The 24,442-nt window shown below is 67.9% G+C and carries 28 protein-coding genes; 17 read left to right on the top strand and 11 right to left on the bottom strand.

The genetic code is table 11. The annotated features are described in order from the left end of the window. The first annotated feature begins 80 nt into the window (after positions 1-80). The 4 genes from NS1_RS33765 (at position 81) to NS1_RS33750 (ending at position 2,986) form a co-directional block, all read left to right on the top strand. Positions 81-1,187, top strand: coding sequence for an alcohol dehydrogenase catalytic domain-containing protein (locus NS1_RS33765; RefSeq protein WP_062991092.1), 1,107 nt, complete (start codon positions 81-83; stop codon positions 1,185-1,187). Positions 1,188-1,285: 98 nt separating this feature from the next. Continuing rightward, on the top strand, positions 1,286-2,032 hold the full coding sequence (gene dapB, locus NS1_RS33760; RefSeq protein WP_062991090.1) for a 4-hydroxy-tetrahydrodipicolinate reductase: 747 nt from the start codon (positions 1,286-1,288) through the stop codon (positions 2,030-2,032). 53 nt (positions 2,033-2,085) lie between these two features. After that, the gene (locus NS1_RS33755; protein ID WP_371852069.1) at positions 2,086-2,526 is read left to right on the top strand and encodes a hypothetical protein; all 441 of its coding nucleotides are present in this window, start codon (positions 2,086-2,088) and stop codon (positions 2,524-2,526) included. A gap of 7 nt (positions 2,527-2,533) precedes the next feature. Beyond that, positions 2,534-2,986, top strand: a complete 453-nt coding sequence (locus NS1_RS33750; protein WP_062991085.1) for a flavodoxin family protein — start codon at positions 2,534-2,536, stop codon at positions 2,984-2,986. Between the two features lie 13 nt (positions 2,987-2,999). Here the strand turns inward: NS1_RS33750 and NS1_RS33745 are convergent, their stop codons facing one another. Further along, positions 3,000-3,719 carry an Ea47 family protein gene (locus NS1_RS33745; protein WP_157125531.1) on the bottom strand — a complete coding sequence of 240 codons (720 nt, stop codon included), beginning with the start codon at positions 3,717-3,719 and terminating at the stop codon, positions 3,000-3,002. Positions 3,720-3,855: 136 nt separating this feature from the next. Next, positions 3,856-5,067, bottom strand: a complete 1,212-nt coding sequence (locus NS1_RS33740; protein ID WP_062991082.1) for a helix-turn-helix domain-containing protein — start codon at positions 5,065-5,067, stop codon at positions 3,856-3,858. Between the two features lie 188 nt (positions 5,068-5,255). Between NS1_RS33740 and NS1_RS33735 the strand changes: the two genes are divergently transcribed. Further along, on the top strand, positions 5,256-5,471 hold the full coding sequence (locus tag NS1_RS33735) for a hypothetical protein (protein WP_062991080.1): 216 nt from the start codon (positions 5,256-5,258) through the stop codon (positions 5,469-5,471). Between the two features lie 169 nt (positions 5,472-5,640). On the opposite strand, the gene NS1_RS33730 is transcribed toward NS1_RS33735, so the two are convergent. From NS1_RS33730 to NS1_RS33720, 3 genes are all read right to left on the bottom strand, one after another. After that, on the bottom strand, positions 5,641-6,060 hold the full coding sequence (locus NS1_RS33730) for a hypothetical protein (protein WP_157125530.1): 420 nt from the start codon (positions 6,058-6,060) through the stop codon (positions 5,641-5,643). A gap of 171 nt (positions 6,061-6,231) precedes the next feature. Next, on the bottom strand, positions 6,232-6,681 hold the full coding sequence (locus NS1_RS33725) for a hypothetical protein (protein WP_157125529.1): 450 nt from the start codon (positions 6,679-6,681) through the stop codon (positions 6,232-6,234). A 5-nt stretch (positions 6,682-6,686) separates the two neighbouring features. Beyond that, on the bottom strand, positions 6,687-7,256 hold the full coding sequence (locus NS1_RS33720; RefSeq protein WP_373864383.1) for a hypothetical protein: 570 nt from the start codon (positions 7,254-7,256) through the stop codon (positions 6,687-6,689). A gap of 311 nt (positions 7,257-7,567) precedes the next feature. Here NS1_RS33720 and NS1_RS33715 point away from each other — a divergent pair, with 311 nt between their 5' ends. Next, positions 7,568-8,173 carry a hypothetical protein gene (locus NS1_RS33715; RefSeq protein ID WP_062991074.1) on the top strand — a complete coding sequence of 202 codons (606 nt, stop codon included), beginning with the start codon at positions 7,568-7,570 and terminating at the stop codon, positions 8,171-8,173. A 27-nt stretch (positions 8,174-8,200) separates the two neighbouring features. On the opposite strand, the gene NS1_RS33710 is transcribed toward NS1_RS33715, so the two are convergent. After that, the gene (locus NS1_RS33710) at positions 8,201-8,533 is read right to left on the bottom strand and encodes a Scr1 family TA system antitoxin-like transcriptional regulator (protein WP_174562707.1); all 333 of its coding nucleotides are present in this window, start codon (positions 8,531-8,533) and stop codon (positions 8,201-8,203) included. Between the two features lie 291 nt (positions 8,534-8,824). Here NS1_RS33710 and NS1_RS33705 point away from each other — a divergent pair, with 291 nt between their 5' ends. From NS1_RS33705 to NS1_RS33690, 4 genes are read left to right on the top strand one after another with little or no spacing between them, the layout of a single operon-like run. Further along, on the top strand, positions 8,825-9,499 hold the full coding sequence (locus NS1_RS33705; RefSeq protein WP_062991071.1) for a response regulator transcription factor: 675 nt from the start codon (positions 8,825-8,827) through the stop codon (positions 9,497-9,499). Next, the gene (locus tag NS1_RS33700) at positions 9,496-10,710 is read left to right on the top strand and encodes a sensor histidine kinase (RefSeq protein WP_255284794.1); all 1,215 of its coding nucleotides are present in this window, start codon (positions 9,496-9,498) and stop codon (positions 10,708-10,710) included. The genes NS1_RS33705 and NS1_RS33700 overlap by 4 nt, the downstream gene beginning before the upstream one ends. Beyond that, complete coding sequence (locus NS1_RS33695) at positions 10,710-11,735, top strand: DUF8320 family protein (protein ID WP_062991126.1); 1,026 nt, start codon at positions 10,710-10,712, stop codon at positions 11,733-11,735. Before NS1_RS33700 ends, NS1_RS33695 begins: the two co-directional genes overlap by 1 nt. A 40-nt stretch (positions 11,736-11,775) precedes the next feature. Then, positions 11,776-12,975 carry a winged helix-turn-helix domain-containing protein gene (locus NS1_RS33690; RefSeq protein WP_062991067.1) on the top strand — a complete coding sequence of 400 codons (1,200 nt, stop codon included), beginning with the start codon at positions 11,776-11,778 and terminating at the stop codon, positions 12,973-12,975. A gap of 12 nt (positions 12,976-12,987) precedes the next feature. Here the strand turns inward: NS1_RS33690 and NS1_RS33685 are convergent, their stop codons facing one another. Beyond that, positions 12,988-13,434: a hypothetical protein gene (locus tag NS1_RS33685; protein WP_056811459.1), complete on the bottom strand. Its 447-nt coding sequence runs from the start codon at positions 13,432-13,434 to the stop codon at positions 12,988-12,990. A gap of 114 nt (positions 13,435-13,548) precedes the next feature. Here NS1_RS33685 and dapA point away from each other — a divergent pair, with 114 nt between their 5' ends. Together dapA and NS1_RS33675 are read left to right on the top strand one after the other, a co-directional pair. Further along, the gene (gene dapA / locus NS1_RS33680; protein ID WP_056811455.1) at positions 13,549-14,457 is read left to right on the top strand and encodes a 4-hydroxy-tetrahydrodipicolinate synthase; all 909 of its coding nucleotides are present in this window, start codon (positions 13,549-13,551) and stop codon (positions 14,455-14,457) included. After that, positions 14,454-16,520: a ribonuclease J gene (locus NS1_RS33675; RefSeq protein WP_062991065.1), complete on the top strand. Its 2,067-nt coding sequence runs from the start codon at positions 14,454-14,456 to the stop codon at positions 16,518-16,520. Before dapA ends, NS1_RS33675 begins: the two co-directional genes overlap by 4 nt. An 82-nt stretch (positions 16,521-16,602) precedes the next feature. Here the strand turns inward: NS1_RS33675 and NS1_RS33670 are convergent, their stop codons facing one another. Beyond that, positions 16,603-17,157 carry a WKL family lipoprotein gene (locus NS1_RS33670; protein ID WP_062991063.1) on the bottom strand — a complete coding sequence of 185 codons (555 nt, stop codon included), beginning with the start codon at positions 17,155-17,157 and terminating at the stop codon, positions 16,603-16,605. A gap of 35 nt (positions 17,158-17,192) precedes the next feature. Continuing rightward, entirely contained in the window at positions 17,193-17,576 is a 384-nt protein-coding gene (locus NS1_RS33665) for a DUF4189 domain-containing protein (protein WP_255284798.1), read from the bottom strand. A gap of 296 nt (positions 17,577-17,872) precedes the next feature. Between NS1_RS33665 and NS1_RS33660 the strand changes: the two genes are divergently transcribed. Both NS1_RS33660 and NS1_RS33655 read left to right on the top strand, forming a co-directional pair. After that, a complete protein-coding gene (locus tag NS1_RS33660) occupies positions 17,873-20,419 on the top strand; it encodes an FtsK/SpoIIIE family DNA translocase (RefSeq protein ID WP_062991058.1) in 2,547 nt (848 codons plus the stop codon). A gap of 432 nt (positions 20,420-20,851) precedes the next feature. Then, entirely contained in the window at positions 20,852-21,829 is a 978-nt protein-coding gene (locus NS1_RS33655; RefSeq protein ID WP_062991056.1) for a TerC family protein, read from the top strand. Positions 21,830-21,892: 63 nt separating this feature from the next. Here NS1_RS33655 and NS1_RS33650 read toward each other — a convergent pair whose 3' ends face one another. After that, positions 21,893-22,177: a YciI family protein gene (locus NS1_RS33650; RefSeq protein ID WP_062991054.1), complete on the bottom strand. Its 285-nt coding sequence runs from the start codon at positions 22,175-22,177 to the stop codon at positions 21,893-21,895. 28 nt (positions 22,178-22,205) lie between these two features. Beyond that, complete coding sequence (locus NS1_RS33645; protein ID WP_131816631.1) at positions 22,206-22,772, bottom strand: amino-acid N-acetyltransferase; 567 nt, start codon at positions 22,770-22,772, stop codon at positions 22,206-22,208. A gap of 232 nt (positions 22,773-23,004) precedes the next feature. Here NS1_RS33645 and pgsA point away from each other — a divergent pair, with 232 nt between their 5' ends. The 3 genes from pgsA to NS1_RS33630 form a co-directional block, all read left to right on the top strand. After that, positions 23,005-23,589, top strand: a complete 585-nt coding sequence (gene pgsA, locus NS1_RS33640) for a CDP-diacylglycerol--glycerol-3-phosphate 3-phosphatidyltransferase (RefSeq protein WP_235569437.1) — start codon at positions 23,005-23,007, stop codon at positions 23,587-23,589. Next, positions 23,586-24,077: a CinA family protein gene (locus NS1_RS33635; RefSeq protein ID WP_062991124.1), complete on the top strand. Its 492-nt coding sequence runs from the start codon at positions 23,586-23,588 to the stop codon at positions 24,075-24,077. The genes pgsA and NS1_RS33635 overlap by 4 nt, the downstream gene beginning before the upstream one ends. A 91-nt stretch (positions 24,078-24,168) precedes the next feature. After that, positions 24,169-24,442: helix-turn-helix domain-containing protein (locus NS1_RS33630; protein ID WP_157125528.1), on the top strand; the 274-nt coding region annotated here is incomplete at its 3' end.

Here is a 24,442-nt window from a genome sequence, read left to right as displayed (position 1 = left end):
GACAGGAGCACCATCACCGAGATCGAGGTTAGCGACAGATCCCGGAACCTGTAAAGAGCTCTCGCGGTAGCGTCGCGAGCATGAAGATTCGTGGAGCCGTTCTGGAACGGATCGCCGACCCGGCGCCGTTCGCCGATTCACAACCGATCACCGTGTGCGACCTGGAATTGGCCGAACCGGGACCGGGTGAATTGCTGGTGCGGATCGAAGCGGCCGGACTGTGCCACTCGGATCTGTCGGTGGTGGACGGCAATCGGGTGCGCCCGGTGCCGATGCTGCTCGGCCACGAAGCCGCGGGCATCGTCGAATCGGTGGGCGCCGGTGTCGACGATGTGACGCCCGGACAGCGGGTCGTGATGACGTTCCTGCCGCGCTGTGGTGACTGCGCGGGCTGCGCGAGCAACGGGCGCACGCCGTGTGGGCCGGGCAGCGTGGCCAACAACGCGGGCGAACTGCTCGGTGGCGGCCGACGGCTCACCCGCGACGGCGAGCAGGTGCAGCACCACCTCGGCGTCTCCGGCTTCGCCACGCACGCGGTGGTGGACCGGCGTTCGGTGGTGCCCGTCGACGACGACGTGCCGCCCGAGGTGGCCGCGGTGCTGGGTTGCGCGGTGCTCACCGGCGGCGGCGCGCTGCTCAATGCGGCGAAACCCGGTGCGGGAGATCGGATCATGGTGGTCGGGCTCGGTGGCGTGGGGATGGCGGCCGTGCTCGTCGCGGTCTCGCTCGGTCTCGGTGAGGTGATCGCCGTCGATACCGTTCCCGAGAAGCTGGCGCTGGCACGCGAATTCGGTGCGACGGTGGCTTGCACGCCGGGCGAAGTCGCCGAGCAAGGGGTGCTGGCCGAGGTCGTGGTCGAAGCGGCGGGCAATGTTCGCGCGTTCGAAACCGCCGTCGCCGCAACGGCGCCCGGTGGCGTCACCGTGACGGTCGGCCTGCCCGCCCCCACCGCCACCGCCACGATCTCGCCGCTGGCGCTGGTCGCGCAGGGCCGCACCATCATCGGCAGCTACCTCGGCTCCGCGGTTCCCGCCCGCGACATTCCCGAATATGTGCGGATGTGGCGCGCGGGCAAGCTGCCGCTGGAGCGGCTCGTCTCGGCCCGCATCGGACTCGAGCAGGTGAACAAGGCGATGGACGATCTCGCGGCGGGCGCGGCGCTGCGGCAGGTCATCGTCTTCGACTGACGCCTCGCCTGGTTCGATGGCGTGAGGTCGGCGCCGCGGCCCCGTCGGCTGCTCGATAGGCTTGCCCGAGCAAGCTGAGTCGAGGACGAGGAGATGCGGTGACCATTCGGGTCGGAGTGCTCGGAGCACGCGGCAAGGTCGGGCAGGCGATCTGCGCGGCGGTGGAGGCGGCGCCCGATCTGGAGCTGGTGGCGCAGGTCGACAAGGGCGACGCGCTCGAGGCGTTCACCGAGAGCGGCACCCAGGTGGTCGTCGATTTCACCCACCCCGATGTGGTGATGGGCAACCTGAGGTTCCTGATCGCGAACGGCATCCACTCGGTCGTCGGTACCACCGGCTTCGACGAGGCCCGCCTCGCCGAGGTGCGCGGGCAGGTGGCACAGCGTCCCGAGGTGGGCGTGCTGATCGCGCCGAACTTCGCCATCGGCGCGGTGCTGTCGATGCGCTTCGCCGAGCAGGCGGCACGGTTCTTCGACTCGGTCGAGGTCATCGAGCTACACCACCCGAACAAGGCCGATGCCCCCTCCGGCACCGCCTACCGCACCGCCGCGGTGATCGCCGCGGCCCGCGCCGAGGCCGGGGTCGGGATCAGCCCCGACGCCACCACCACCGAACTCGAGGGTGCTCGCGGCGCCGACGTGGACGGTGTGCGGGTCCATTCGGTGCGGCTGGCCGGGCTCGTCGCCCATCAGGAGGTGCTGTTCGGCACCCAGGGCGAGACCCTGACCATCCGCCACGACTCCATCGACCGGTCCTCGTTCGCGCCGGGCGTGCTACTCGGGGTGCGCGAGATCGCCGGGCGACCGGGGCTGACCGTCGGGCTCGACCCGTTCCTGGATCTGTGAGCGAGTCCGCCGACCAGCGACCTGATCGGCAGGTCCTGAAAACCGTTGCGGTCGTGGCATTTCTGGTCGTCGCGCTGCTGTTCTACTTCGTCCGGCTCGGTGGTCTCGCCATCGCCTACATCGCCGACGGCGGGTTCGCGGGTATCGCGATCGGCATCGGCATGCTGCTGCTGCCTGTTGTCGGTATCTGGATCCTGTGGGCGACCTTGAGCGCGGCCTTCGCGCATCAACGACTGGCCCGGCGTATCCACGAGGAGGGCCTCGAGGTCGACACCTCGCAGCTGCCGCGCCGTCCCTCGGGCCGGATCGAACGCGACGCCGCCGACGCCCTGTTCGCGCGGATCAAGACCGAATGGGAAGCCGACCCGGACAACTGGCGCTCTTCCTACCGGCTGGCCCGCGCCTACGACTACGCCGGCGACCGCGGCCGCGCCCGCGACACCATGCGTCGCGCGGTGGCACTGGAAAAACTGGAACGCGACCCAGGAGAGTAGCGAGCCCATGGCCCGGTTGCTGATCATCCACCACACCCCCTCCCCGCACACCCAGGCGATGTTCGAAGCGGTCCTCGCCGGAGCGAGCGACCCGGAGATCGAGGGGGTCGAGGTGGTGCGCCGGGCTGCCCTGTCGCTGTCGCCGACGGACGTGCTGGATGCGGACGGGTATCTGCTCGGCACCCCAGCCAACCTCGGATACATGAGTGGCGGCCTGAAACACGGGCTGGATGTCATCTACTACCCCTGCCTGGATTCGACCCGTGGCCGCCCGTTCGGGGCGTACTTCCACGGCAACGAGGGCACCGAAGGCGCGGAGAAGGGCGTCACCTCGATCACCACAGGGCTCGGGTGGGTGAAGGCGGCCGAGTACCTGGTGGTGTCGGGTAAGCCGTCCAAGGGCGACATCGAGCGTTGCTGGGAACTCGGCGCGACCGTGGCGGCTCAGCTCATGGCATAGGTGGGAGTCGGGCTCAGTCCCAGCCCCATTGCTCCACGAGTGACGGATCTATGTCCGTTTCCAGCAGCGTTGCGTGCTGTTCGAGGTCATGCGCCGTACAGCAGTCATGGGCGTCATCGTCAGAGGGCACCCCAAGGCGCGCATGACAGTCATCCACTAGATCGCACAGCTGGCTCAGAATCATGTCGGTGGCGGTCAAAACATCATGCTCGGTACTCAACTGAGGCTCGCGATACACACGCCGAACTCCAAGCTGTTCCCCGATAAATGGGCGGTCGGGATGAACGAACATCGAAGCGGAACCGCTGTTCGCGACGCGGTCGATCAGAACATGACTCGGCTCGTCAGTCTTGAGTTCGGTGCTGAGCGCGAGCTTTAGGCGCCGGTAATTGAAGAGCCCGACTTCAACCTGGCTGGACCGAATCAGACTTCCCCGATGGATCACAAAATTGCGGGCGAGGTTGAATTGAGTGAACAGGTCATCGGCCAATACTTGACCCAAGCGCTCGTGACGCCAAGCGTTCTCGCCTTCCTTCTCCATGTCGAGCCTCACCATCTCAAGCACAGATTTCGAACTGGCGAGAAAGGCGTTGGCTGAGTATCTAAACGGAGCAGGGTGATGATAGGCGGCGATCATCTGATGAAGCTGAAAGTGACACTCGAATACACGGTCATGCGTCAACACAAGAGGGCATGACCGGAGGTTGGTGTCCGAACCGTCGACTTCTGGCACCAGGCCACACTAGCGTCGCCCGACGCGGAGAGGGCGTGAAGGCGGCCAACTAAGTGGCTGTCCACGGGCGACCTCGAAACGTGCTGGGAACTCGGCGCGACCGTGGCGGCACAGCTCATGGAATGAGTCGGACCACTCACGCCGGAACAACGCCGACGCGCTGGGCCAGCCGCCCGAGTTCTCCAGTGGCGAGATCGCGCCGGGCCTCCCGCAGCATCGCGCCGACGAGTTCGCGCACCGGGGCCAGACCCCGAACGTGCTGGGGCGCGGCGTGCTCGGCGCGAAGCAGCGCGTGCAGTGCGGCCCGCTGGTCACGCTTCATCGCGTACGCACGGCCGGTCTCTACGAAGTACAGCGCGTGTCGAGACCCCTTCGGCAACTGGTTCGGGTCCAGCGTCTCCGCGAGGCGCAGCGCTTCGCCGGGCTCGCGGCGTTCCACGGCTGAACTGAGACGCCACAGGGCGACGTTGGCCGGGCCGAACGTCTTGTTGCGCGCTGTGCTCGGGCCGGTCGGAGCGTCGGCTAGCCTGCTCGCCAGCTCGGCCGCCTCTTCGAGGTGGGGCGCAGGGTCGCCCCCGGCCAGCGTCTCGGCGAACCCTGCCTGGAGGCGGGCCATCCCGACCGTCTCCAGCTCGCCGCGCGTGCTCGCGTCGGGTGTGAGCTGGTCGGCTGTTCCGGTTGCGACGGTCAGCGCAGCTCCCAGAGCACCGGGGCGGGCTGCGAGAATCTGGGACTTGAGGAAGTGCGCGGCGGCGACCGGAGCGAGTGAATCGGCGTGCCCCGCAGCGCGTTCGGATTCCTGCACAGCGGTCCATGCCAGGGCATCGTGGCCGCGCTGCCGCAGCGCCGAGGACACCCCGTAGGCGGCCGTGGCCAGCAAGTCCCATGCCGCAGGACTGCCCGTATCAGTGAGGCGGTAGGCGTCAGTGAGCAGGTCGGGCAGCAGCGGGCCGAGCGCGGCGTAATCCCCGCTCTGCCGCAGCCGCGAGGCGTGCTCGACGGCCGAGCTGAGTTCGTCCAGGGTGCCCGGCGGGCGGTTATCGGTCAGGTTCCCCTGTGTCCACAGGGCCGTCTCTATAGCGGGCACAGCTCGATGGAAGGCGCTCGTAGACGGGTCGATTCGATCATCGCTGCCGGTCAGGTCGCCTAGGGTGACGCCGAGCGCGGACGCCAGCGCCAGCTGCGTGCGGCGCGAGTCCAGCGGTCGTTCGCCGCCTTCGTATTTCGCGATTGCTCCACGGCTCAGGCCCACTCGATCGGCGAGCACCTGCTGTGAGATGCCTCGGCGGGCACGAATCTGGCGCACCCTACGGCCGATGAACTCGTCTTCGTCGTACTGGTCGCTCATATCGCTCCCTCGACAATCCCGGTGAAACAACCAATCTTAACGGGCATTGTGTGTCCCGCAGCGGGACCGTTTGCGGCTCGTATCCGTCCAAGCTTCGGTGCAGCCCCGCCGCCGGGTAGCGACCCGGCCCGGCACCGGTTCCCCGGCGGCGGGCGCACTACACGCAGCAGCGAAGGCAGGGGAACGACATGGATGGCGCGCGCTACATCCAGCACAGCGATGGAACCTGGGAGGTGGTCGGAGCGGACGGCTGGCCGGTCCCGATGGACGAGTACCTGGAACTCCACGCCGACGTGACCGCAGCTCTCGCAGCCGTGGACGAGACGCCGGTGGATGAGCGCCTGCTGATCGCCGTCCATCACGGTCTGCTGTGCCTCCGGGGACCGCGCCGGGCGGCGCGGTGATCGTCCTCGGGTGGGTGGTGGTGGTCGGATTGCCGCTGGCGGTCATCGTCGGTGCGATTTACTGGCCCGAGCGCATCCCGCCGGAGAAGTCGGTCGACGGCATCCGTGCGCGCGTCGAGGCCGAGGACCGGCAGCGCAACTGCCGTCACTGGCCTGGGTTGAGCAGCAGTCACCGGACTGAGAGCATAGAAGCTGCGTACGCCAACACGATGCCCAGCAGGAGCGAGGCCGGGCCGATCCATGTCTTCCAGCGGTTCGGAACCTGCACCTCGGACAACAAGTAGCCAACGATCTGGCGCGTCACCAACTCGACCTTCCGAGCACGCATGTCGATCTCGACAGTCGGGCGGATCATTGTGGACCATGCTTCGTCCTCGCCCTGGGTGTACTCACGGGCGACGGTCATCGAATCGTCTTGCAGCTCTTGATGAGCCTTCTCGATGACGTTCATGTTGTCCGTGAACTTGCGAGCGATGCCGTGCGCCTGCATCAGGTCTCGCACGACGAGATAAACACCGGCCATCTGGAACACCAAGCCGATGGTCGCGGTGACGTAGATACCCGCGTTGGAGTGGAGGAAGTCGATCACGCAGCCCATCCAAGCATTCCGCTCTGACACTCAGGACTTTTCAGCCAGAGCATGATCTCGTTGTTGTCGGTGGGATACGACATCTTGCCTACATGTCATCGCGAGTTAGCGGGATTCAGCGGGGTTCGTCTCGTTCGCCAACCCGGAGCAGTTAGCGGATTACAGCCGCGATCAGAGGTTGCCCGGCGTGTTTTCGCCAGGACTGCCCGACCACGATCGACCGTCGGGGTGGTAGGGGCAGCGTGCGTGTTCCAGGGTGCCGGGCGTCGATGATGGCGAATCCGCGAACGAAGGTAGCCAGTGCCCGCAGTTGTCGCACGACGTGAGGCCTGCGCTCAGGTCAACCTTGCCGAGCAAGTAGAGCACGGCGACCCGGTCTGAGACATGATCGAGAACGCCGATGGCCTCTTCGAAGGTGAACGGCTGATTGCGGGCCTGGCACCGCGCACAATCACAGTCGCCACCCTCCGGTGGTTGTTGGAGGAATTCGAGGAGCTGAGTGCGACCTCCACCGGCCAGCATGCCGTCGTCGGTGTCGTTGTAAGTGCATGCCTCGACGGCGCACACTGCCCGCTCGGGAACCGGTCGACACCGCCGAGCCTGCGCACTCTCGTTCTCCATGCTGGTCAACCTAGTCTGCGACGCAGGAACTCTGACATCCCCGTCACGGCTCCGCCCTCGCCGAACTTGCGTTCGGCCGCCAGCGGGGAGCCGAAGGTCATCCGTTGCCCGGCCGCGTGGACCAGCACGTCGTGCGAGACCACCAACGCGGCGAGCGAATCAGGCTGGTGCTGTCCGGCATTCCACTGCACCGCCGCTTGTTCGAGCGCGGGCAGGTGACCGGCGATCCGGCACGTCCCGACTTCCAGCCCTTGCAGCAGCGCAGCCGAGCGAGCCTGTGCGTCACCGCCCCCGCGGCCAGACCCCCGAGGCGGCCAGCTCGCAACCCGGATGGGTCGGGCAGTCCTGTAGCGGCGCAGTGCATCTGAGACCACGCGGGTGTAGGTCTCGCGGGCCGCGAAGCCTTCGACGGCGATCTCGGACGCTCCCACATCCAACGCCAGCTCTACCGCTGCCCGCGCCCACTGCTCGGAGGTCATAGGCGCGGAGATGTCGCGGTGCACCACCACGACGCCCTCGGCGGTGGTGGACGCGGCGACGAGACGAATCTCGGGGCAGGTTCTCGGGCGGGCCAAAACGAGCCGTCCGGCTGAGGCCCCTAGGGCGATACCCTCGATCGGTCAGTCGGCGTCGGACCGACTGGCTACAGTTTGCGCGGGGCGGTAGCAGCACTTTCGGCGAGCTGGTGACAGATTCGGAATTCGGAGCAATGGCAGAACAGACACCGCAAATTCGGTACCGGGAGTGGATTCTTCGGTCACTCGCCACAGTGGGAGGGTCCGCATCCCGTCAGCAAGTGCTCGGCCTGATAGGGGCAGCTCACGCGAGTGACTTTTTACCAGGCGACCACTACGAGCGCGAAAGTCGCCCCGGCGAGGCTATTTGGATGAACGTAGCGTCCTATGAGCGCGCCACCATGGTTCGGATCGGTCTGCTCCGCGACCCCAATGTCGATGGGCAAAAAGGGCTCTGGCAGTTGTCGGAGGCAGGTGTATCGGCCGCGAAGGACCTTCGCGATGACGCGCCCCGCAGTGCCTTCGAGGATTTCAAACCAAAGGACTCGGCCGACTACAGAGCTGTCGTGAAACATGCTGTGCTGGTGAAGCAACGAACTCACGAGGACGTTGTCGAGCAGTACGGAGCTTGGTGCGGCGCGCGGGGATTGCGCCCGGTGACGGTAGGGGCGCATCCTCGGGATCTGTTGATACGCGGGCTCGACCGAGAGGTGATGGTCGAAGTCAAGGTGGTCTACAACGGCAACGCCACCGAGGCGGTCCGCGCCGCCGCCGCTCAGCTCCAGATGTATGCCCATTTCCTGTACGATCCGGATCGACCGCCGATCTGTCTCGCTGTCTTCTCCGAACCGGTCGGGCCCGCATACGTGGACTTCCTCGAGTCACTGGGTATACCGAGCGCGTGGCCGAGCGTCGGCACTTGGTCGGGAAGCCATAGCGCCGTGCGGACAGGCCTGGCCGAAATATGCGCCAGCTGAAGTGTCAGTGGCTATTAGCCCGGACAGTCACACCGAATCCCGACGCCGCAGCAGCGCTCGCCCGATGAGCGCTCGGGCGGCGTCGTTGTAGGCGGCCTGCTCGGCGAGCAGCGCGAAGGTCTTCTCGTGCAGGGCGATCTCGGACGGCCGGGTGAGGGTCAGTTCCGCGCTTGCGGTCTCGATGAGCACCTGGGCGCGGTCGTAGATGACGAAGTTCGTCGCCGGGGCGCGGTACTCGGCGTCCAGGGGGATCACGCCGAGCCGGAGGTTGGGCCGCTTCAGCTCGCCGAGGAGCTGTTCGAGCTGTGCCACCATGTGGAAGCGGTGTCCGGCCCGCGCCAGAACGCCCTTGCGGGACATCCGTCTGGCTACGGCCTCCTCCAGGTCGTCACGGCCCGGCGGCTACGGTGCGCTGCCACTCCAGATACGAGTGTGGGACCGTGACCACACGCAGCCGTTCGAGCGCGACCGGAGAAATGCCGGGGACTCGGCGCGACCATCGCCGCCGGTCTGATGGAGTAACTGGTCCGCCGGAGCGGGCCCGCCCCGAATATTGGTGGGCTGACACGCGGGGTAGGGATGCGGTAGAACTCGAGACCGACGTGTTGCGGGTTGGCCGCGGTGGGTGTTTCTTCAGATGGGGAGTGGTCGGTGAGCGAGTTGGAGCAGACGCGCACGGTGCGACGGGTCGGGCTGGTGGAGGACCACGAGTCCGTGGCGATCGGATTGGCGGCCATGCTCGGCCCCGAACCCGATCTGGAACTGGTGGCGGTGGCCGAATCCGTCGCCGGGCTGCTCGCCGAGACCGCCGATCTCGATCTCGTCGTCCTCGACCTGCGCCTGCCCGACGGGTCGACGCCCGAGGACAACGTGACCGCGCTGCGTGAACGCGGCATCGAGGTGCTGGTGTTCACCGGCGCTGACAACGCCTTTCTGGTCCGCTCCGCCGCCAAGGCCGGTGTGCTCGGCGTGCTGCGCAAGTCGGAGAGCGTGGCGACGGTGGTCGAGGCGGTGCGCCGGGCCGCGTCGGGCGAGCAGGTGGTGACCACCGACTGGGCCGCCGCCATCGACGGCGATCCCCAGCTCTCCGACGTCGGGCTCAGCCCGCGTCAGGAGGAAGTGCTGATGCTGTACGCCTCGGGGGAGAAGGCCTCGCGGGTGGCGCGGCTGACCGGCCTGTCGGAACAGACCGTCAACGACTACCTCGGCCGCATCCGGCAGAAATACGCCGACGCGGGCCGGCCCGCCCCGACCAAGACCGATCTGTACAAACGGGCCGTCGAAGACGGGTGGTTGCCCGTGCCGGAAAGGCAGCAGCGCACGTGAGTGACCTCGCGGTCGCGACGGCGCCCGCACCGGTCGGCGATGTCGAATTCTCGCGGGCGGCGACCGAACAGATCCTGCGCAGACTCGGGTTGGTGATCGGAACCGGCGCCACGATCGTGATGGTGCTGGAACTGCCCGCGGTGCTGGTTCAGCCGATCAACCAGTCGATCTGGCCGGAACTGCATCTGGCGGCCGCGTATGTGATGTTCGGGGTGCTGGCCCTGGTGTCCACGCGCGGCCCCGCCGAGGCGATCCGGCGCACCGCCGCCGTGGCCGCGGTGTGTTATCTCGCGGCGACCTTGGCGACGCCGCTGGTGTATTCGGTAGTGCACATCGGCTCGTTCGCGTCATGGCCCTACCGCGGGTTGGCGGTGGGCGTGATGGCCGCGGGGCTGGCGTGGCCCCGGCGTGGTGCGGCCGGATTCGGCGCCCTGCTCGCGGTGGCGACCAGTGTGTCCAATGCCCTTGTCGTGCCCGGTAGTTCGATGTGGGCGCTGTTCGGCGACATCACCAGGGGACTCGGCGTGGCGGCGCTGTTCCTGTGGTGCGTGGTGTACGCGCGCGCCGCCGCCGAACGGGTCGACCGGGAAGCGGTCCGTCAGCGCAGCCGAGCGGCGGCGGTCGCGGCGACGTCGGCCAGGGAACGCGAGGGCGCGCGCTTCGCGGCGCTCATCCACGACGCGGTGCTCTCGACGCTGCTGGAAGCCTCGCGGGCGCAGGAGTCCTCGTCGGTGCTGCGCAATCAGGCCGCGCGCACCCTCGAGCAGCTCGAGCTGTCGCGGACCGCGCCCGAGATCGACCACCTCGACGCCGCCGCGACGATCGAGTTCCTGCGTGAGGCGGTGCGTGAGGCGGAGTCCGAGATTCCGGTGCAGGTGTCCTCGCGCCGCGCGGCGGATCTGTGCCTGCCGATCGAGGCCGCCCAGGTGCTCGGGGCCGCGCTCTCTGAGGCGGTGCGCAACAGCGTGCGCCATGCCGACGTCGCGGGTCGGACGGTGCGACGTGGGGTGTCGGTGACCATCGCGACCGGGGGCATCCGGGTGGTGTTCTCCGATGACGGCGCCGGGTTCGACCCGGCGCGGGTGTCGGCCGACCGGATGGGGATCGCGGGCAGCATTCTGGGCCGGATGCGCGCGCTCGCCGGCGGTGCGGCCTTCGTGGAATCGGCGCCCGGCGCGGGAACCGTGGTGACTCTGGTGTGGGGGAGTTGATGGTCGAGCGTGATCTGCCGTTCGCGATGCGCGACCTGTTCGGCCTCAGCGACGGCACGGCATGGCTGTTCGTGGTGATCTTCGAAGCCACCATCGTGATGTATCTGCGGGTGAATTTCGATATCGCGCCGCCCGCGGCCGCGTTCGCTGCGTTGGCGCTGATGACCGTGGCGGCGCTGGTGGTGCTGGTGTTCCCGGTGGATCCGCTGCCGTGGCCCGTCACGATCTTCGTGGCGTCCGCGGGGCCCGCGGCGATGGCGCTGACCGTGCCATGGCTCGAGAGCGACTCGGGGTTCGCCCACCAGATGTGGACCGCCTATCCGACGTCGTATCTGCTGGCGATGCTGGTGCTGCGCGGGCGGATCCTGTCGGCCTGGGTGGGGGTGGCGGCCGCCGCGACGGTGCTGGTGGCGATGGGCGTGTTCACCAGTTGGCATCCCGAAACCGTGGTGCGCGCGCTCACGCCGGTGGCCACGGTCGGCGCGGTGACGGTGTTCATGTCGATCGTGCGGCCCACCCAGCGTTCGCTGCGGGAACTGCGCAGCGAGGCCAATCGCCGGGCGGCGACCGAGGCGGCGTTGGCCGCGGCCAACGCCGAGCGTGATCGTCAGCTGGGGGCGCTCGACCGGGTGGCCGGGCCGCTGCTGGCCCGCATCGCGGCGGGGATCGAGCTGACCGAGACCGAACGCGAACAGTGCAGGCTGCTCGAAGCCGAACTGCGCGACGGTCTTCGGGCGCCGCAACTGGTCACCGACCGGCTCAGCGCCGCGGCGCGCGCGGCCCGATCGCGCGGGGTCGAGGTCACCCTGCTCGACGACGGCGGCTTCCTCGGCGTACCGGAGTGGGTGCGCCACAACGTGATCGAGGCCGCGGTCGAGGAACTCGACATGGCGGGAGCGGGTTCGGTGACCGTGCGAGTCCTCCCGGTCGGTCGACGCTGGGTGGCGACCGTGCTGGCTGCCGCGCCGGGCGGGGATCGACGGACCGAGATCGACACCGCGGGCGAGGTTCGGGTCTCCACCTGAGCGCCGAAAACCTGTCGGACCCCTGTGCCAGGCTGAGGGGATGCAGCGGATGAATGCGGCGCAGGCCCGTCGAACGGCGCTGGCCGCGCAGGGCTTCGGCAAGCGAAAGCCGACCAACCCGAAGCGGCGGGCGATTCTCGATGTGGTCGCCAGAACCCGTCTGCTGCAAATAGATTCGGTATCGGCGGTGGTGCGCGCGCATTACGCGCCGGTGTTCAGCCGGATCGGCCCCTACGATCGCAGCCTGCTCGACGGCGCCGCCTGGAGCGACAGCGCGAAGGCTCGGCGGGGGCTGGTGGAGTACTGGGCGCACGAGGCCGCGCTGATCCCGGTCGCCGACTGGCCGTTGATGCGCTGGCGGATGGCGGAGTACCGGCACGGGCGCTGGTCGGGGATGCGCAAGGTCGTCGAACGCAATCCGACACTGGGCAAGGACATTCTCGATGTCGTGACCGAGGTGGGCGCGGCGAGCGCGGGGGAGATCGAACGCCATCTGGAACTGGACAAGCCGCGCCTGAAAGGGACGTGGTGGAACCTGAGCGACACCAAGATGATCTGCGAGCAGCTCTTCGCCGCGGGGGAGCTGTCCACCGCGCGTCGAGTGGGCTTCACCCGGCACTACGACCTCACCGAACGCGTCGTCCCGGCCGACGTGCTCGGCCGCGAGATCGGTGAGGAAGACGCCGTGCGTGAGCTGATCCGCCGCTCCAGCCGCGCCCTCGGTATCGGCACCGAGGCCGACCTGCGCGACTACTACCGCCTGGCCCGTCGCCAGAGCGCCCCGGCGATCGCCGACCTGGTCGACGCGGGCGAACTACTGCCGGTCGACGTCGACGGCTGGGATGCGCCCGCCTACCTGCACCCGGAGGCCGCCACCCCGCGCCGGATCACCGGCACCGCACTGCTGTGCCCGTTCGATCCGCTGATCTTCTTCCGTCCGCGCACCCAGCGGGTCTTCGACTTCCACTACCGGATCGAGATCTACACCCCCGAACCCAAACGGGTGCACGGCTATTACGTCTTCCCGCTGCTCGTCGACGGCAAGCTCGTCGGCCGGGTGGATCTGCGCGCCGAACGCGCCACCGGCCGACTGCTCGCCCCCGCCGCGTTCGCCGAGCCCGGCTACGCCACCGCCGAGACCGCTCAGGCATTGCGCGGGGCGCTGCGGGAAATGGCCGACTGGCTCGAACTCGACGAAGTCGTTATCGGCGAACGCGGCGATCTCGCCCCGCTGCTCTGATCGCGGCCGCGTCTACCAGCCCTTGCCGCCGTAGCCGCGCATCTGATCCTTCAACGCGCCGCTGACGGCGCCGGAGAGCCAGGAGTTCAGCGACTGGCCGTTCTGCTGGGCCGCCTCCTCCGCGCGCGACTTGAGCTGTTCGACCAGTCGCAGGGTCACCCGGCTGATGTCGCCGGTCATCTCCTCGAAAGTCTGGGGTTCCTCCGCCCCGGGCGGGGTGTTCTTGCGCACGTCGGCCTTCGCCTCGGTGCCCTCCAGCCGGACGTGCACGGTGCGGTCGCCGAGCTCGGTGCTGATCTCGGCGGCCAGTTCCGACAGCGCCGAGAGCAGTACCAGCCGACTCGAGCTCTCCACCGCGGCGGCGAGGGCGGCGGCGGTGGCCTGCGTTTTCTCGTCGCCGAGCGCGGCGGCGGCGATCAGTTCCTCGCGCAACCGCGCGGTATGAGCATTCAGATCCATGACATCAGTGTGACGTCATATATGACATCACGCAAGGTGGAAGGCGCCCACCGGCCGCCGCTTCGGCCGCTAGGGTGTCGAGACACATCCGGCGACCGGGTAGCCTTTCTGACCATGACGAACGGTGAATCGACGCCAACGGAGCTGCGCGCGTCCGGCACGGTAGGTGTCGCGATGGTGACCCCCTTCAGCGCTGCGGGCAAGCTCGACGTCGATGCCGGTGTCGCACTGGCGGCACACCTGGTCGACCGTGGGGTCGACCTGCTGATCATCTCGGGTACCACCGGCGAGTCGCCGACCACCACCGAAACCGAGAAGGCGGACCTGCTGCGGGCCGTCGTCGACGGCGTCGGCGACCGGGCCACCGTGGTCGCCGGGGCGGGTACCTACGACACCGCGCATTCGATCGAACTGGCGCGTGCCGCCGAGAACGCGGGCGCGCACGGTCTGCTCGTCGTGACGCCGTATTACTCGCGGCCCACGCAGGAGGGCCTGATCGCGCACTTCACCGCGGTCGCCGACTCCACCGCGCTGCCGATCACCCTCTACGACATTCCACCGAGGTCGGTGGTGCCTATCGCCATCGACACGATCCGGCGCCTTGCCGAGCATCCCAACATCGTCGCGGTGAAGGATGCCAAGGGCGATCTCGTCTCCGGAGCCGATCTCATCGCGACCACCGATCTGGATTTCTACTCCGGTGACGACGGCCTGAATCTGCCCTGGCTCTCGGTCGGTGCGATCGGATTCATCAGCGTCATCGGCCATCTCGTGCCGGAACGACTGCGCGAGATCCACCAGGCCTACACCACCGGTGACGTGGCCAGGGCGCGAGAGATCAACGCGACACTACTGCCGCTGTACGCGGCCATGACCCGCCTGGGAGGTGTGGCGATGTGTAAGGGAGGACTCCGATTGCTCGGCATCGATGTAGGTGAGCCCCGTTTGCCCCAGCTGATGCCGACGCAGGCACAACTGGAGGAACTGATGCTCGATCTGCAGGCAGCGGGGGTGTCGGCATGACCGAACCCGTAGCCCGTAAGCCCCGTCGCCGTTCGGCATCGCGTGCCGCCGGTGCGCCCGAGCCGACACCCGTGGAGAGTGTGCAGGCCGCGGTGAAAGCTCCGGCTATCGCCGAACCGATCGCCGAGGTCGCCGCCGAGGCGAACCTGGCGGGTGCCGCCGAAGCGGGCACCGACCTGCGCGGCGTCGCCGAGGAAGGCGTCACCGCGAAGAAGACCGCGCCGCGCCGTGCCAGGACGAAGCCGGCCACCGAAGCCAAGGGCAAGCAGGCCGAAGCCAAGAGCAAGCCCGCCGCCGAGCAGTCCCGTGGCGGCGGTCGTGGCAGGCAGGGCGGCGGTCGTGGTCGCGGTGCGGCACCGGTAGCCGAGCCGCGCGAGAAGGCCGCCCACGACAAGCTGGGCCCGCCGCCGAAGCTGGCGAAGAACGGTCTTCGCCTGTTCGCACTGGGCGGTATCGGCGAAATCGGCCGCAACATGACCGTATTCGAATACGGCGGCAAGCTGCTGATCGTCGACTGCGGTGTGCTGTTCCCCGAGGACCAGCAGCCCGGCGTGGACCTGATCCTGCCGGACTTCGGGCCCATCGAGGACCGGATGGCCGACGTCGAGGCCATCGTGCTCACCCACGGCCACGAGGACCACATCGGTGCCGTGCCGTTCCTGCTGCGTCTGCGCCAGGACATCCCGGTGATCGGCGCCAGGTTCACCCTCGCCCTGGTGGCGGCGAAAGCTCGCGAGCACCGCTTGCAGCCCAAGCTGCGCGAGGTCGCCGAGGGCGAGACCACCGTGCACGGCCCGTTCGAGATCGAGTACTTCGCGGTCAACCACTCGATCCCCGATGCACTGGCGGTCGCGATCCGCACCGGCGCGGGCGTGGTGCTGCACACCGGTGACATCAAGCTCGACCAGCTGCCGCTCGACGGCCGCCTCACCGACCTGGCCGGCTTCTCGCGCCTGGGCGACGAGGGCGTCGACCTGTTCCTGGTCGACTCCACCAACGCCGAGGTCCCCGGCTTCGTGACTCCCGAGCGCGAGATCGGCGGCGTGCTCGACAATGTCATCGGCAAGGCCACCAATCGCGTCATCGTGGCCTCGTTCGCCAGCCACGTGCACCGCATCCAGCAGGTCGTCGACGTGGCGCAGAAGTACAACCGCAAGGTCTGCTTCGTCGGCCGTTCGATGGTGCGCAACATGGAGATCGCGCAGGACCTGGGCTACCTGACGGTGCCCGACAATGTCGTGGTCACCCTCGACCAGGCCGCGAACCTGCCCGGCAACCGCCTGGTGCTGATCTCCACCGGTTCGCAGGGCGAGCCACTGTCGGCGCTGTCGCGGATGGCGCGCGGCGAGCACCGCCAGATCAACATCCGTGCCGACGACCTGGTGGTGCTGGCGTCCTCGCTGATCCCCGGTAACGAGAACTCGGTGTTCGCCGTGGTCAACGGCCTGGCCCGGCTCGGCGCGACCGTGATCACCCAGCAGAACGCGAAGGTGCACGTCTCCGGGCACGCCTCCGCCGGTGAGCTGCTGTACCTGTACAACGCGGTGCGCCCCACCAACGCCATGCCCGTGCACGGCGAATGGCGCCACCTGCGCGCCAACGCCGCACTGGCCGTGGCGACCGGTGTGCCCGAGGAGCGGGTCATGCTGGCCGAGGACGGCGTGGTGGTCGACCTGGTCGACGGCATCGCCTCCATCGTCGGCCGCGTGCCGGTCGGGCACGTCTACGTCGACGGCCTCTCGGTCGGTGACGTCGGCGAGTCCACCCTGTCGGACCGCCTGGTCCTCGGCGAGGGTGGCTTCATCTCGATCACCATCGTCATCGACTCGACCACCGGCAAGGCGGTCAGCACGCCTGAGCTCAACGGGCGCGGCTTCTCCGACGACCGGACCGCGCTCGACGGCGCGAACGAACTGGTCGAGGCGGAACTGCTGCGCCTGGCCGGTGAGGGCATCACCGACACCCATCGCATCGCCCAGGGCGTGCGCCGGGTGGTGGGCCGCTGGGTCGCCGACGTCTACCGTCGTCGTCCGATGATCGTGCCGACGGTCGTCGCCGTCTGATCGACTGATACAGATCAACGGAAAACCGCTGGGCGACATGGTCGCCCAGCGGTTTTCTTTGTCCTCGGACGGATTCCGGTTCTCAGGCCTGGCAGGCCGCGGAGTCGAGCTGGGCCGACTTCACGATGTTGCACGCGAACACGTGCGAGACCTTCCAGGAATCGTCCTCGGCGACGAAGTCGACGAAGGCATCCTTCACCGGGGTCCCGTCGATGGTGACATCGGCGTTCGCCTTGAGCTTCCCATCGACGGGGTCGCCGACGGTGGTGATGGCGACCTTGACGTTGTTCTGGTTCGCCGCCTCGACGAACTTGTCGACCAGCATCGGATCCTGGTCGGCGTCCTCGATGTAGGTCTTCTTCTCCTCGCCGGTCAGCTGGCCCGCGAGAGCCTTGGTCACCCGGCTGTTCAGCTCGGCGGCGGTCGGTTTGGGCAGGTTGGGCACCGTGGTGGCCGCGGGCTCGCCGCCCTCTTCCTTGCCCGATTTGGCGTCGCCCGTTTCGAAGGCGCCGGCTTTGCTCGTCGTGGTTCCCGTGCTCGTACTGGTCGAGCCCGCGTCGGAACCGCACGCGCCGAGGCCGAGCGCCGCGACGATCGCGACGAGGACAGCGGCGGTTTTCACTGGACGGATATTCACTACAACTCCCATGATCATGGTCGGAACGGGTCGGGCTAGAGCTGGTAGCCGCTGGTGCAGTTCCAGTGCTTGATAGAGGCGTTGCCCGGATTGTTGTTCAGCGCTTCGCGTTTGGCGCCGCCGATCGTCGACGCGGAGCCGTAGCTCCACCAACCGCGCGAGACGGCGATGGCGCCGCAGCCGTTGCGGTAGGACACCTTCACATCGCACCCGCTCCCGCCACCGCCCCGCAGGCAGGCCGCCATGGCGCCCGCCTCGGCATCGGCATAGCTGCTGTAATCAGTGGCGTACCCGTAGACCCCCGGTCTGACCGACACCGCGATGGCGCCGTAATTGCCCGACTGCGCCTGGGCCGGTGCGATGTGTCCCGCGAACACTGCTGCCGCGGTGGCACCGAGCACGGCCGCGCTGGTGAGCATTCTCTTCACTTGTAGCGTCCCCTTCATCTGCACGGGTCGACGACCCGATAGAGCGCCGCCAACGTACCGAGGGTTACGGCGCCCGCGCTAGACCAGCGAGCCCGCGCTCGCCCGAATCAATGGCGATCGACAAGGATTCCGTAAGTGCGGGCCCGCGAAACGCGGTTCCCGGCGAGATTTCCCCGCGCTGACCGGGGCGCTGCGACCTGCGCATCCACCCTGGATCACCCCGGCGAGCGGGGTGGGACCAGTGTTGCGGATGGTCTCGGAGGTGCTCGAGCGGCTAGCCTGAGGTCATGGCAGGTAAGTCCCGCAGCACCACGACCTCTCGTGCGCGGGCGGGATCGACCAGGGGGCGGACGCCGGCGGCGCGGTCTCGTTCGGCGACCCCGCGAGCGACGGCGGCTCCCCGTGGGCGCACCACACCCGTGCGCAGGCCGGTCAAACGTGCCTCCGACACCGCTCCGCTGGCTGTGATCAGCCGCGGCATCGGCAGTGGCTGGACCATGCTGGCGCGCGGGGTCGGCGCCACCACGCGCACGCTGAGCCGGGCAGGCGAACTCGACCACGGGCACCGTCGCGACGGCATCGGCCTGGCGCTCATCGCGTTGAGCGCGATCATCGCCGCCGCGATGTGGCTCTCGGCGGGCGGACCGGTCGGCCGTTTCCTCGAAGACGTCGTGCGGGCGATCGCCGGTTCGGCGGCCGTGCTCGCGCCGATTCTGCTGGTCGCGCTCGCGGTGGTGCTGATGCGCACCGAACCGCACCCGGAGATCCGGCCGCGGCTGGTCCTCGGTGGGCTGCTTGTTGTGCTGCCCGCGCTGGGCGTGTGGCATCTGGCGGCCGGGTCCCCGACCGACGCGGACGGCCGCTCCACGGCGGCGGGCGCGGTGGGATACGCGATCGGTGGACCGCTCGGCCAGGGCCTCACGCCCTGGCTCGCGCTGCCGATCCTGTTGCTGGCCATGATGTTCGGCGTGTTGCTGCTCACCGGAACCACGGTGCGCGAGGTGCCCACCAAGCTGCGCGAATACTTCGGTCTCGGCGAATACGCCGATGACAGCGACCCCTACGATCCGGCCAACTACGACGCCGACGGATTCCCGGTGCACCGCAACCGAACCCGTCGCCGTGGCGCCGACCCCGACGACAACTACCCGCCCGAGGAGTTCGGCGGCTCCGACGCGGTCACCGAGTCGCTGGGCGAACCGCCGCTGCGCGATGCCAAGCCGATCGAGGAACCGCCCGCGCCCGCGCCGAAACCGGCGCGCAAGCGTCCGGTGGCCAAGCCGGTCGACCAGACCCCGCCGCCGCCACCGGCACCGGAGTTCGTCACCGATCGCGTCGTCGACGGCGACTACACGCTGCCCCCGCTGACCCTGCTGCTCGACGGCGATCCGCCCAAGAAGCGTTCGGCGGCCAACGAATCGATGATCGAGGCGATCACCGAGGTGCTGGTGCAGTTCAAGATCGATGCCGCGGTCACCGGCTTCGTGCGCGGCCCGACGGTCACCCGCTACGAGGTGGAACTCGGTCCCGGCGTCAAGGTCGAGAAGATCACCGCGCTGGCCCGCAACCTGGCCTACGCCGTCGCCACCGAGAACGTGCGCCTGCTCGCGCCCATCCCCGGCAAATCGGCCGTCGGCATCGAGGTGCCCAACGCCGACCGCGAATTGGTGCGCCTGGCCGACGTACTGAAGTCGCCGCATACCCGCAACGACCACCATCCGCTGGTGATCGGCCTCGGCAAGAACATCGAGGGCGAGTTCGTCTCGGCGAACCTGGCCAAGATGCCGCACCTGTTGGTGGCCGGTTCCACCGGCTCGGGTAAGTCGAGCTTCGTGAACTCGATGCTGGTCTCGCTGCTGCACCGGGCCACCCCCGAAGAGGTCAGGATGATCCTGATCGACCCGAAGATGGTGGAACTCACGCCCTACGAGGGCATTCCGCACCTGATCACGCCCATCATCACCCAGCCGAAGAAGGCCGCCGCCGCGCTGGCCTGGCTGGTCGAGGAGATGGAACAGCGCTATCAGGACATGCAGGCCAACAAGGTCCGCCACATCGACGACTTCAACAAGAACGTGCGATCGGGCAAGATCACGGCCCCGCTGGGCAGTGAACGCGTCTACCGGCCCTACCCGTACATCCTGGCCATCGTCGACGAGCTCGCCGACCTGATGATGACCGCCCCGCGCGATGTCGAGGACGCGATCGTGCGGATCACCCAGAAGGCGCGCGCCGCCGGTATCCACCTGGTGCTGGCCACCCAGCGCCCCTCGGTGGACGTGGTGACCGGTCTGATCAAGACCAATGTGCCCTCGCGGCTGGCGTTCGCCACCTCCTCGCTCACCGACTCGCGCGTCATCCTGGACCAGCCGGGTGCCGAGAAACTCATCGGCATGGGCGACGGGCTGTTCCTGCCGATGGGGCAGGGCAAGCCGACCCGTCTGCAGGGCGCGTTCATCTCCGACGAGGAGATCCAGGCCGTTGTCGAGTTCAGCAAGACCCAGGCCGAACCCGAATACCAGGAGGGCGTCACCGCGGCCAAGGCCGGCGAGGTCAAGGACGTCGACCCCGATATCGGCGACGACATGGACGTGTTGCTGCAGGCCGTGGAACTGGTGGTCACCTCGCAGTTCGGGTCCACCTCGATGCTGCAACGCAAGCTGCGGGTCGGCTTCGCCAAGGCGGGCCGGTTGATGGACCTGATGGAGACCCGCGGTGTGGTCGGTCCCAGCGAGGGCTCGAAGGCGCGCGACGTGTTGATCAAGCCCGATGAGCTGGACGGTTTGCTGTGGTCGATTCGTGGCGGCGATCCGGGCGCGTCCGACGACGAGTGACGCCGTTCCCGGTTTGCTCTGACCGTGCCGGAAGCAGACGGCGACGAACGAGGAGGGACCTGGCACGGCTCGTGGTCATCGAATGCCCGGAGGTGGATCGGGCGGCGATCGCCTTGTCAGGCGGTGAAGCGGGCGCGCGCGAGGCGGGTACCCGACATCAGGACACCGGGGCAGAGCCGGTGCATCGCGTTTCGGCGCTTGATCTGCGCGGTGGATTCGGTCACGGCTCGCTCCTCTCGGGTCTGTGTTGTCGGGGTGATGCGGTGACGGTAGCAGCGAGCGCGGACGGGGCGATAGGGCTTTTTCGTGTGCGCGGCATGTGCGCGGCCGCCGATGTGTGTGAAATCATGGCGGGCAATCGTTCTGCAAGCCAACTGAAACGGACAATTCGGGCATGATGGACGGCATGAACTTCATCGATCGGACCACCACATGCAGGTGACCACGCTCGAGTGGGTGATCACCGGACTGGTGATCCTCGGCCTGTTCGTCTTCGACTTCTACGCCCACGTGCGCACCCCGCACGAGCCCACCTTCAAGGAATCGGGCATCTGGTCAGCCGTCTACATCACTTTGGCGCTGCTGTTCGGCCTGTTCGTCGCCTGGAAGTGGGGCGGCACCTTCTCGGGGGAGTACTACGCGGGCTTCGTCACCGAGAAAGCGCTCTCGGTCGACAACCTGTTCATCTTCCTCATCATCATGAGCACCTTCGCCGTGCCCCGGATCTATCAGCAGAAGGTGCTGCTGATCGGCATCGTGCTGGCGCTGGCGATGCGCGGTGTGTTCATCGCAGTCGGCGCGGCCGCGATCAGCGCCTACAGCTGGGTGTTCTACCTGTTCGGCGCGTTCCTGATCTACACCGCGATCAATCTGCTGCGCGAGAGCGGGCACGAGGCCGAACACGAGCAGAAACGCGACAGCTACATCGTCTCGCTGGCCAAACGGGTCCTGCCCACCACCGACGAGTACGACGGTGACAAGCTCATCACCCGGATCGACGGCAAACGTGTAGTGACCCCGCTGTTGCTCGCGCTGCTGGCGATCGGTTTCGCCGACCTGCTGTTCGCGCTGGACTCGATTCCGGCGATCTACGGTCTCACCGAGGAGCCGTACCTGGTGTTCACCGCCAACGCCTTCGCGTTGATGGGTCTGCGTCAGCTGTACTTCCTCATCGGCGGGCTGCTCGACCGCCTGGTGTACCTGTCCTACGGCCTGGCCGCGATCCTGGCGTTCATCGGCGTGAAGCTGGTGCTGCACGCGCTGCACGAGAACACGCTGTCGTTCATCAACGGCGGCGAGCACGTGAGCGTCCCGGAGATCTCCACGGTGGTCTCGCTGAGCGTCATCATCGGCATCTTGGTCATCGCGACGGTGGCGAGCTTGCTGCGCACCCGCCACACCAACGCCTGACACGACTCACAACGACACTGCCCGGAACCGCTGGGGTTCCGGGCAGTGTTGTGTGCGCATCGACTATTCGGCGAAGGCGCCCATCACCGGCAGCCACTCGACCACGCGGACGGCATCGATCAGGCCGAGCTTCGCGAACGGGTCGTTGCTCAGCAGATCGGTCAGCGAGGGCCCGTCCTCGGCGCGGAACAGCAGCAGCGCGCCCGTACCGTCGGGGTAGGGGCCGCTACTGAGCACCGTGCCCGCGTCGACCAGAGCGTTCAACCAGCCCCGGTGCTCGGGTCGGTTGGTCGCTCGGTCGGCCGCGGTGGACTCGGAGTAGGTGTAGTGGACAGCGAAGATCGGCACAGTCGATCACTTTCTCGCGATGGATTCTCTAGAGGGTGAGCAGCATGCGGGTGTTGCCGAGGGTGTTGGGCTTGACGAAGCTGAGGTCGAGGAATTCGGCGACACCTGTGTCGTAGGAGCGGCACATCTCGGCGTAGACCTCGGCGGTGACGGGCGTGCCGTCGATCTCGACGAACCCGTGCCTGCCGAAGAAGTCCACTTCGAAAGTGAGCACGAACACACGCTGCAACTGCAGTTCGCGGGCGACGGTCACCAGGTGCTCGACCACCGCGCCGCCGACGCCGCGGCCCTTGACGACGGGATCCACTGCGACAGTGCGAACTTCGCCCAGATCGGCCCACAGCACGTGCAACGCGCCACAGCCGACGACCTGTCCGTCGAGCTCGGCGACCCAGAATTCCTGCACCGATTCGTACAGCGTGACCAGGTTCTTCTCCAGCAGGATGCGCCCGGCGTACTCGTCGACCAGGCGCTTGATCTCGGGGACATCGGAGGTTCGCGCTCGTCGCACGACCACGCCGGAAACAGGCGCCACAGTGGGCGCGACAGCATGCGCTTCGCTGGTCGGACTGCTCGAGGGTCCCCGTGAGGTCATGGGTGCAGAGTAGTCGGACCGGTTACCGATAGTCTGAACATGTGCCGCACATCCTGTCGTTCCGCTCCTCGCATCGCGCCGGGCTCGACGACCGGATCGCGTGGCGCCGATCGAGCGAGCAAACAGCTCGCGAAACCGTTGGATTTCGGCGCAGTGCCGGTGAATGCCGAGAGGGCGGGGCATGAGCGTGCGACCCGAAGAGATCGATCGTGGGTCGAGTGCGGCGACACCGATGCATTCGGTGCCGGAGACTCAGGTTCCGCTGCTCAATATCGCCAATGTGTTGACCATCGCCCGCATCGTGCTGGTGCCGCTGTTCGTGCTGGCGCTGTTCGCCGAGGGCGGGCACGACACCCGCTGGCGAGTCATCGCCGCGGCGGTTTTCGGCCTGGCCGCGATCACCGACCGCTTCGACGGGCAACTGGCGCGCAAATACGGGCTGGTCACCGATTTCGGCAAGCTCGCCGACCCCATCGCGGACAAGGCGCTGATCGGATCGGCGCTGATCGGGCTCTCGGTACTCGGCGATCTGCCGTGGTGGATCACCGTGGTCGTCGTCGGCCGCGAAATCGGCATCACGCTGCTGCGACTGGTGGTCGTGCGGCGCGGGGTGATCCCGGCGGGGCGGGGCGGCAAGCTGAAGACGCTGGTGCAGTCGGTTGCGATCGCGCTGCTGGTGCTGCCCCTGTCGGGTGTGTTCGCCACCGCGGGCATGTGGCTGATGTATCTGGCCGTGGCGCTCACGGTGATCACCGGCCTGGATTACGTGGGGCAGGCGACCAGAGTGTGGCTGGCGGGTGGACGGTCGCGCTCGTGAGTGATCCGCTCGTCGACGGTGCGCCGGTCGCCGAACTGGTCAGGGCCCTGAACGCGGCGGGTCAGACCGTCGCCACGGCCGAATCGCTCACCGCGGGTCTGCTGGCTGCCACGGTGGCGGGCGTCCCCGGTGCGAGTGCGGTGTTGCGGGGCGGATTGATCGTCTACGCCACCGACCTCAAGAGTCGCCTGGCCCGCGTCGACGACCACCTGCTTCGGACCGACGGCCCGGTCGCCGCCTCGACCGCCGAACAGCTGGCCGTGGGGGCGCGGGAGCAGTGCGGCGCGGACTGGGGTGTCGGATTGACCGGGGTCGCCGGACCCGATTCCCAGGACGGGCATCCCGTCGGCACGGTATACCTCGGGTTGGCCGGTCCACGTCACAGTGAAGTGGTCCGGTTGAAACTGCACGGTGACCGGTGGACGATCAGACTCGGTGCGGTGCACAGTGCGGTGCGTGAGTTGCTGCGCTGTGTCAGTGTGAAGTAGCCCGGTTCGGGAACCACCGGTCCATGCTCGACGTTGTGCCAGAAAGAGGTGAGCACCGCTACGGCGGTGACACGAGGTGGAGGAGAACGAGATGACGCTGCTGCGGGAGGCAATCGGGGACAGTCTGCGGCGTGCGCGTCTCGCCCAGCATCGAACGCTGCGCGAGGTGTCGACCTCGGCGCGCGTGAGCCTCGGCTATCTGTCGGAAGTGGAGCGCGGCCGCAAGGAAGCCTCCAGTGAACTGCTCGCCAGCATCTGCGAGGCACTCGACGTGCCGCTCTCGCGCGTGCTGTGGGACGTGAGCACCCTGATGGCGGGCGCCGACGGCTCCGCGCCGCGCGAACCCGCGCTGACCGGCCCCGCCG

Origin of the sequence: Nocardia salmonicida NBRC 13393 (assembly GCF_001613085.1) — a bacterium.
In the GTDB taxonomy this organism is placed as follows: domain Bacteria; phylum Actinomycetota; class Actinomycetes; order Mycobacteriales; family Mycobacteriaceae; genus Nocardia; species Nocardia salmonicida.
Note: the sequence above shows the minus strand (reverse complement) of the source record. Positions and strands in the feature narration are given on the sequence as shown.

Bases quoted from the DNA above. Each gene is read 5' to 3' on its own strand.
- NS1_RS33765 (WP_062991092.1), top strand. From the start codon at position 81: ATGAAGATTCGTGGAGCCGTTCTGGAACGGATCGCCGACCCGGCGCCG.
- NS1_RS33750 (WP_062991085.1), top strand. From the start codon at position 2,534: ATGGCCCGGTTGCTGATCATCCACCACACCCCCTCCCCGCACACCCAG.
- NS1_RS33740 (WP_062991082.1), bottom strand. From the start codon at position 5,067: ATGAGCGACCAGTACGACGAAGACGAGTTCATCGGCCGTAGGGTGCGC.
- NS1_RS33735 (WP_062991080.1), top strand. From the start codon at position 5,256: ATGGATGGCGCGCGCTACATCCAGCACAGCGATGGAACCTGGGAGGTG.
- NS1_RS33725 (WP_157125529.1), bottom strand. From the start codon at position 6,681: ATGGAGAACGAGAGTGCGCAGGCTCGGCGGTGTCGACCGGTTCCCGAG.
- NS1_RS33715 (WP_062991074.1), top strand. From the start codon at position 7,568: ATGAACGTAGCGTCCTATGAGCGCGCCACCATGGTTCGGATCGGTCTG.
- NS1_RS33710 (WP_174562707.1), bottom strand. From the start codon at position 8,533: ATGTCCCGCAAGGGCGTTCTGGCGCGGGCCGGACACCGCTTCCACATG.
- NS1_RS33695 (WP_062991126.1), top strand. From the start codon at position 10,710: ATGGTCGAGCGTGATCTGCCGTTCGCGATGCGCGACCTGTTCGGCCTC.
- NS1_RS33690 (WP_062991067.1), top strand. From the start codon at position 11,776: ATGCAGCGGATGAATGCGGCGCAGGCCCGTCGAACGGCGCTGGCCGCG.
- NS1_RS33685 (WP_056811459.1), bottom strand. From the start codon at position 13,434: ATGGATCTGAATGCTCATACCGCGCGGTTGCGCGAGGAACTGATCGCC.
- dapA (WP_056811455.1), top strand. From the start codon at position 13,549: ATGACGAACGGTGAATCGACGCCAACGGAGCTGCGCGCGTCCGGCACG.
- NS1_RS33675 (WP_062991065.1), top strand. From the start codon at position 14,454: ATGACCGAACCCGTAGCCCGTAAGCCCCGTCGCCGTTCGGCATCGCGT.
- NS1_RS33665 (WP_255284798.1), bottom strand. From the start codon at position 17,576: ATGCTCACCAGCGCGGCCGTGCTCGGTGCCACCGCGGCAGCAGTGTTC.
- NS1_RS33660 (WP_062991058.1), top strand. From the start codon at position 17,873: ATGGCAGGTAAGTCCCGCAGCACCACGACCTCTCGTGCGCGGGCGGGA.
- NS1_RS33655 (WP_062991056.1), top strand. From the start codon at position 20,852: ATGCAGGTGACCACGCTCGAGTGGGTGATCACCGGACTGGTGATCCTC.
- NS1_RS33645 (WP_131816631.1), bottom strand. From the start codon at position 22,772: ATGACCTCACGGGGACCCTCGAGCAGTCCGACCAGCGAAGCGCATGCT.
- pgsA (WP_235569437.1), top strand. From the start codon at position 23,005: ATGCATTCGGTGCCGGAGACTCAGGTTCCGCTGCTCAATATCGCCAAT.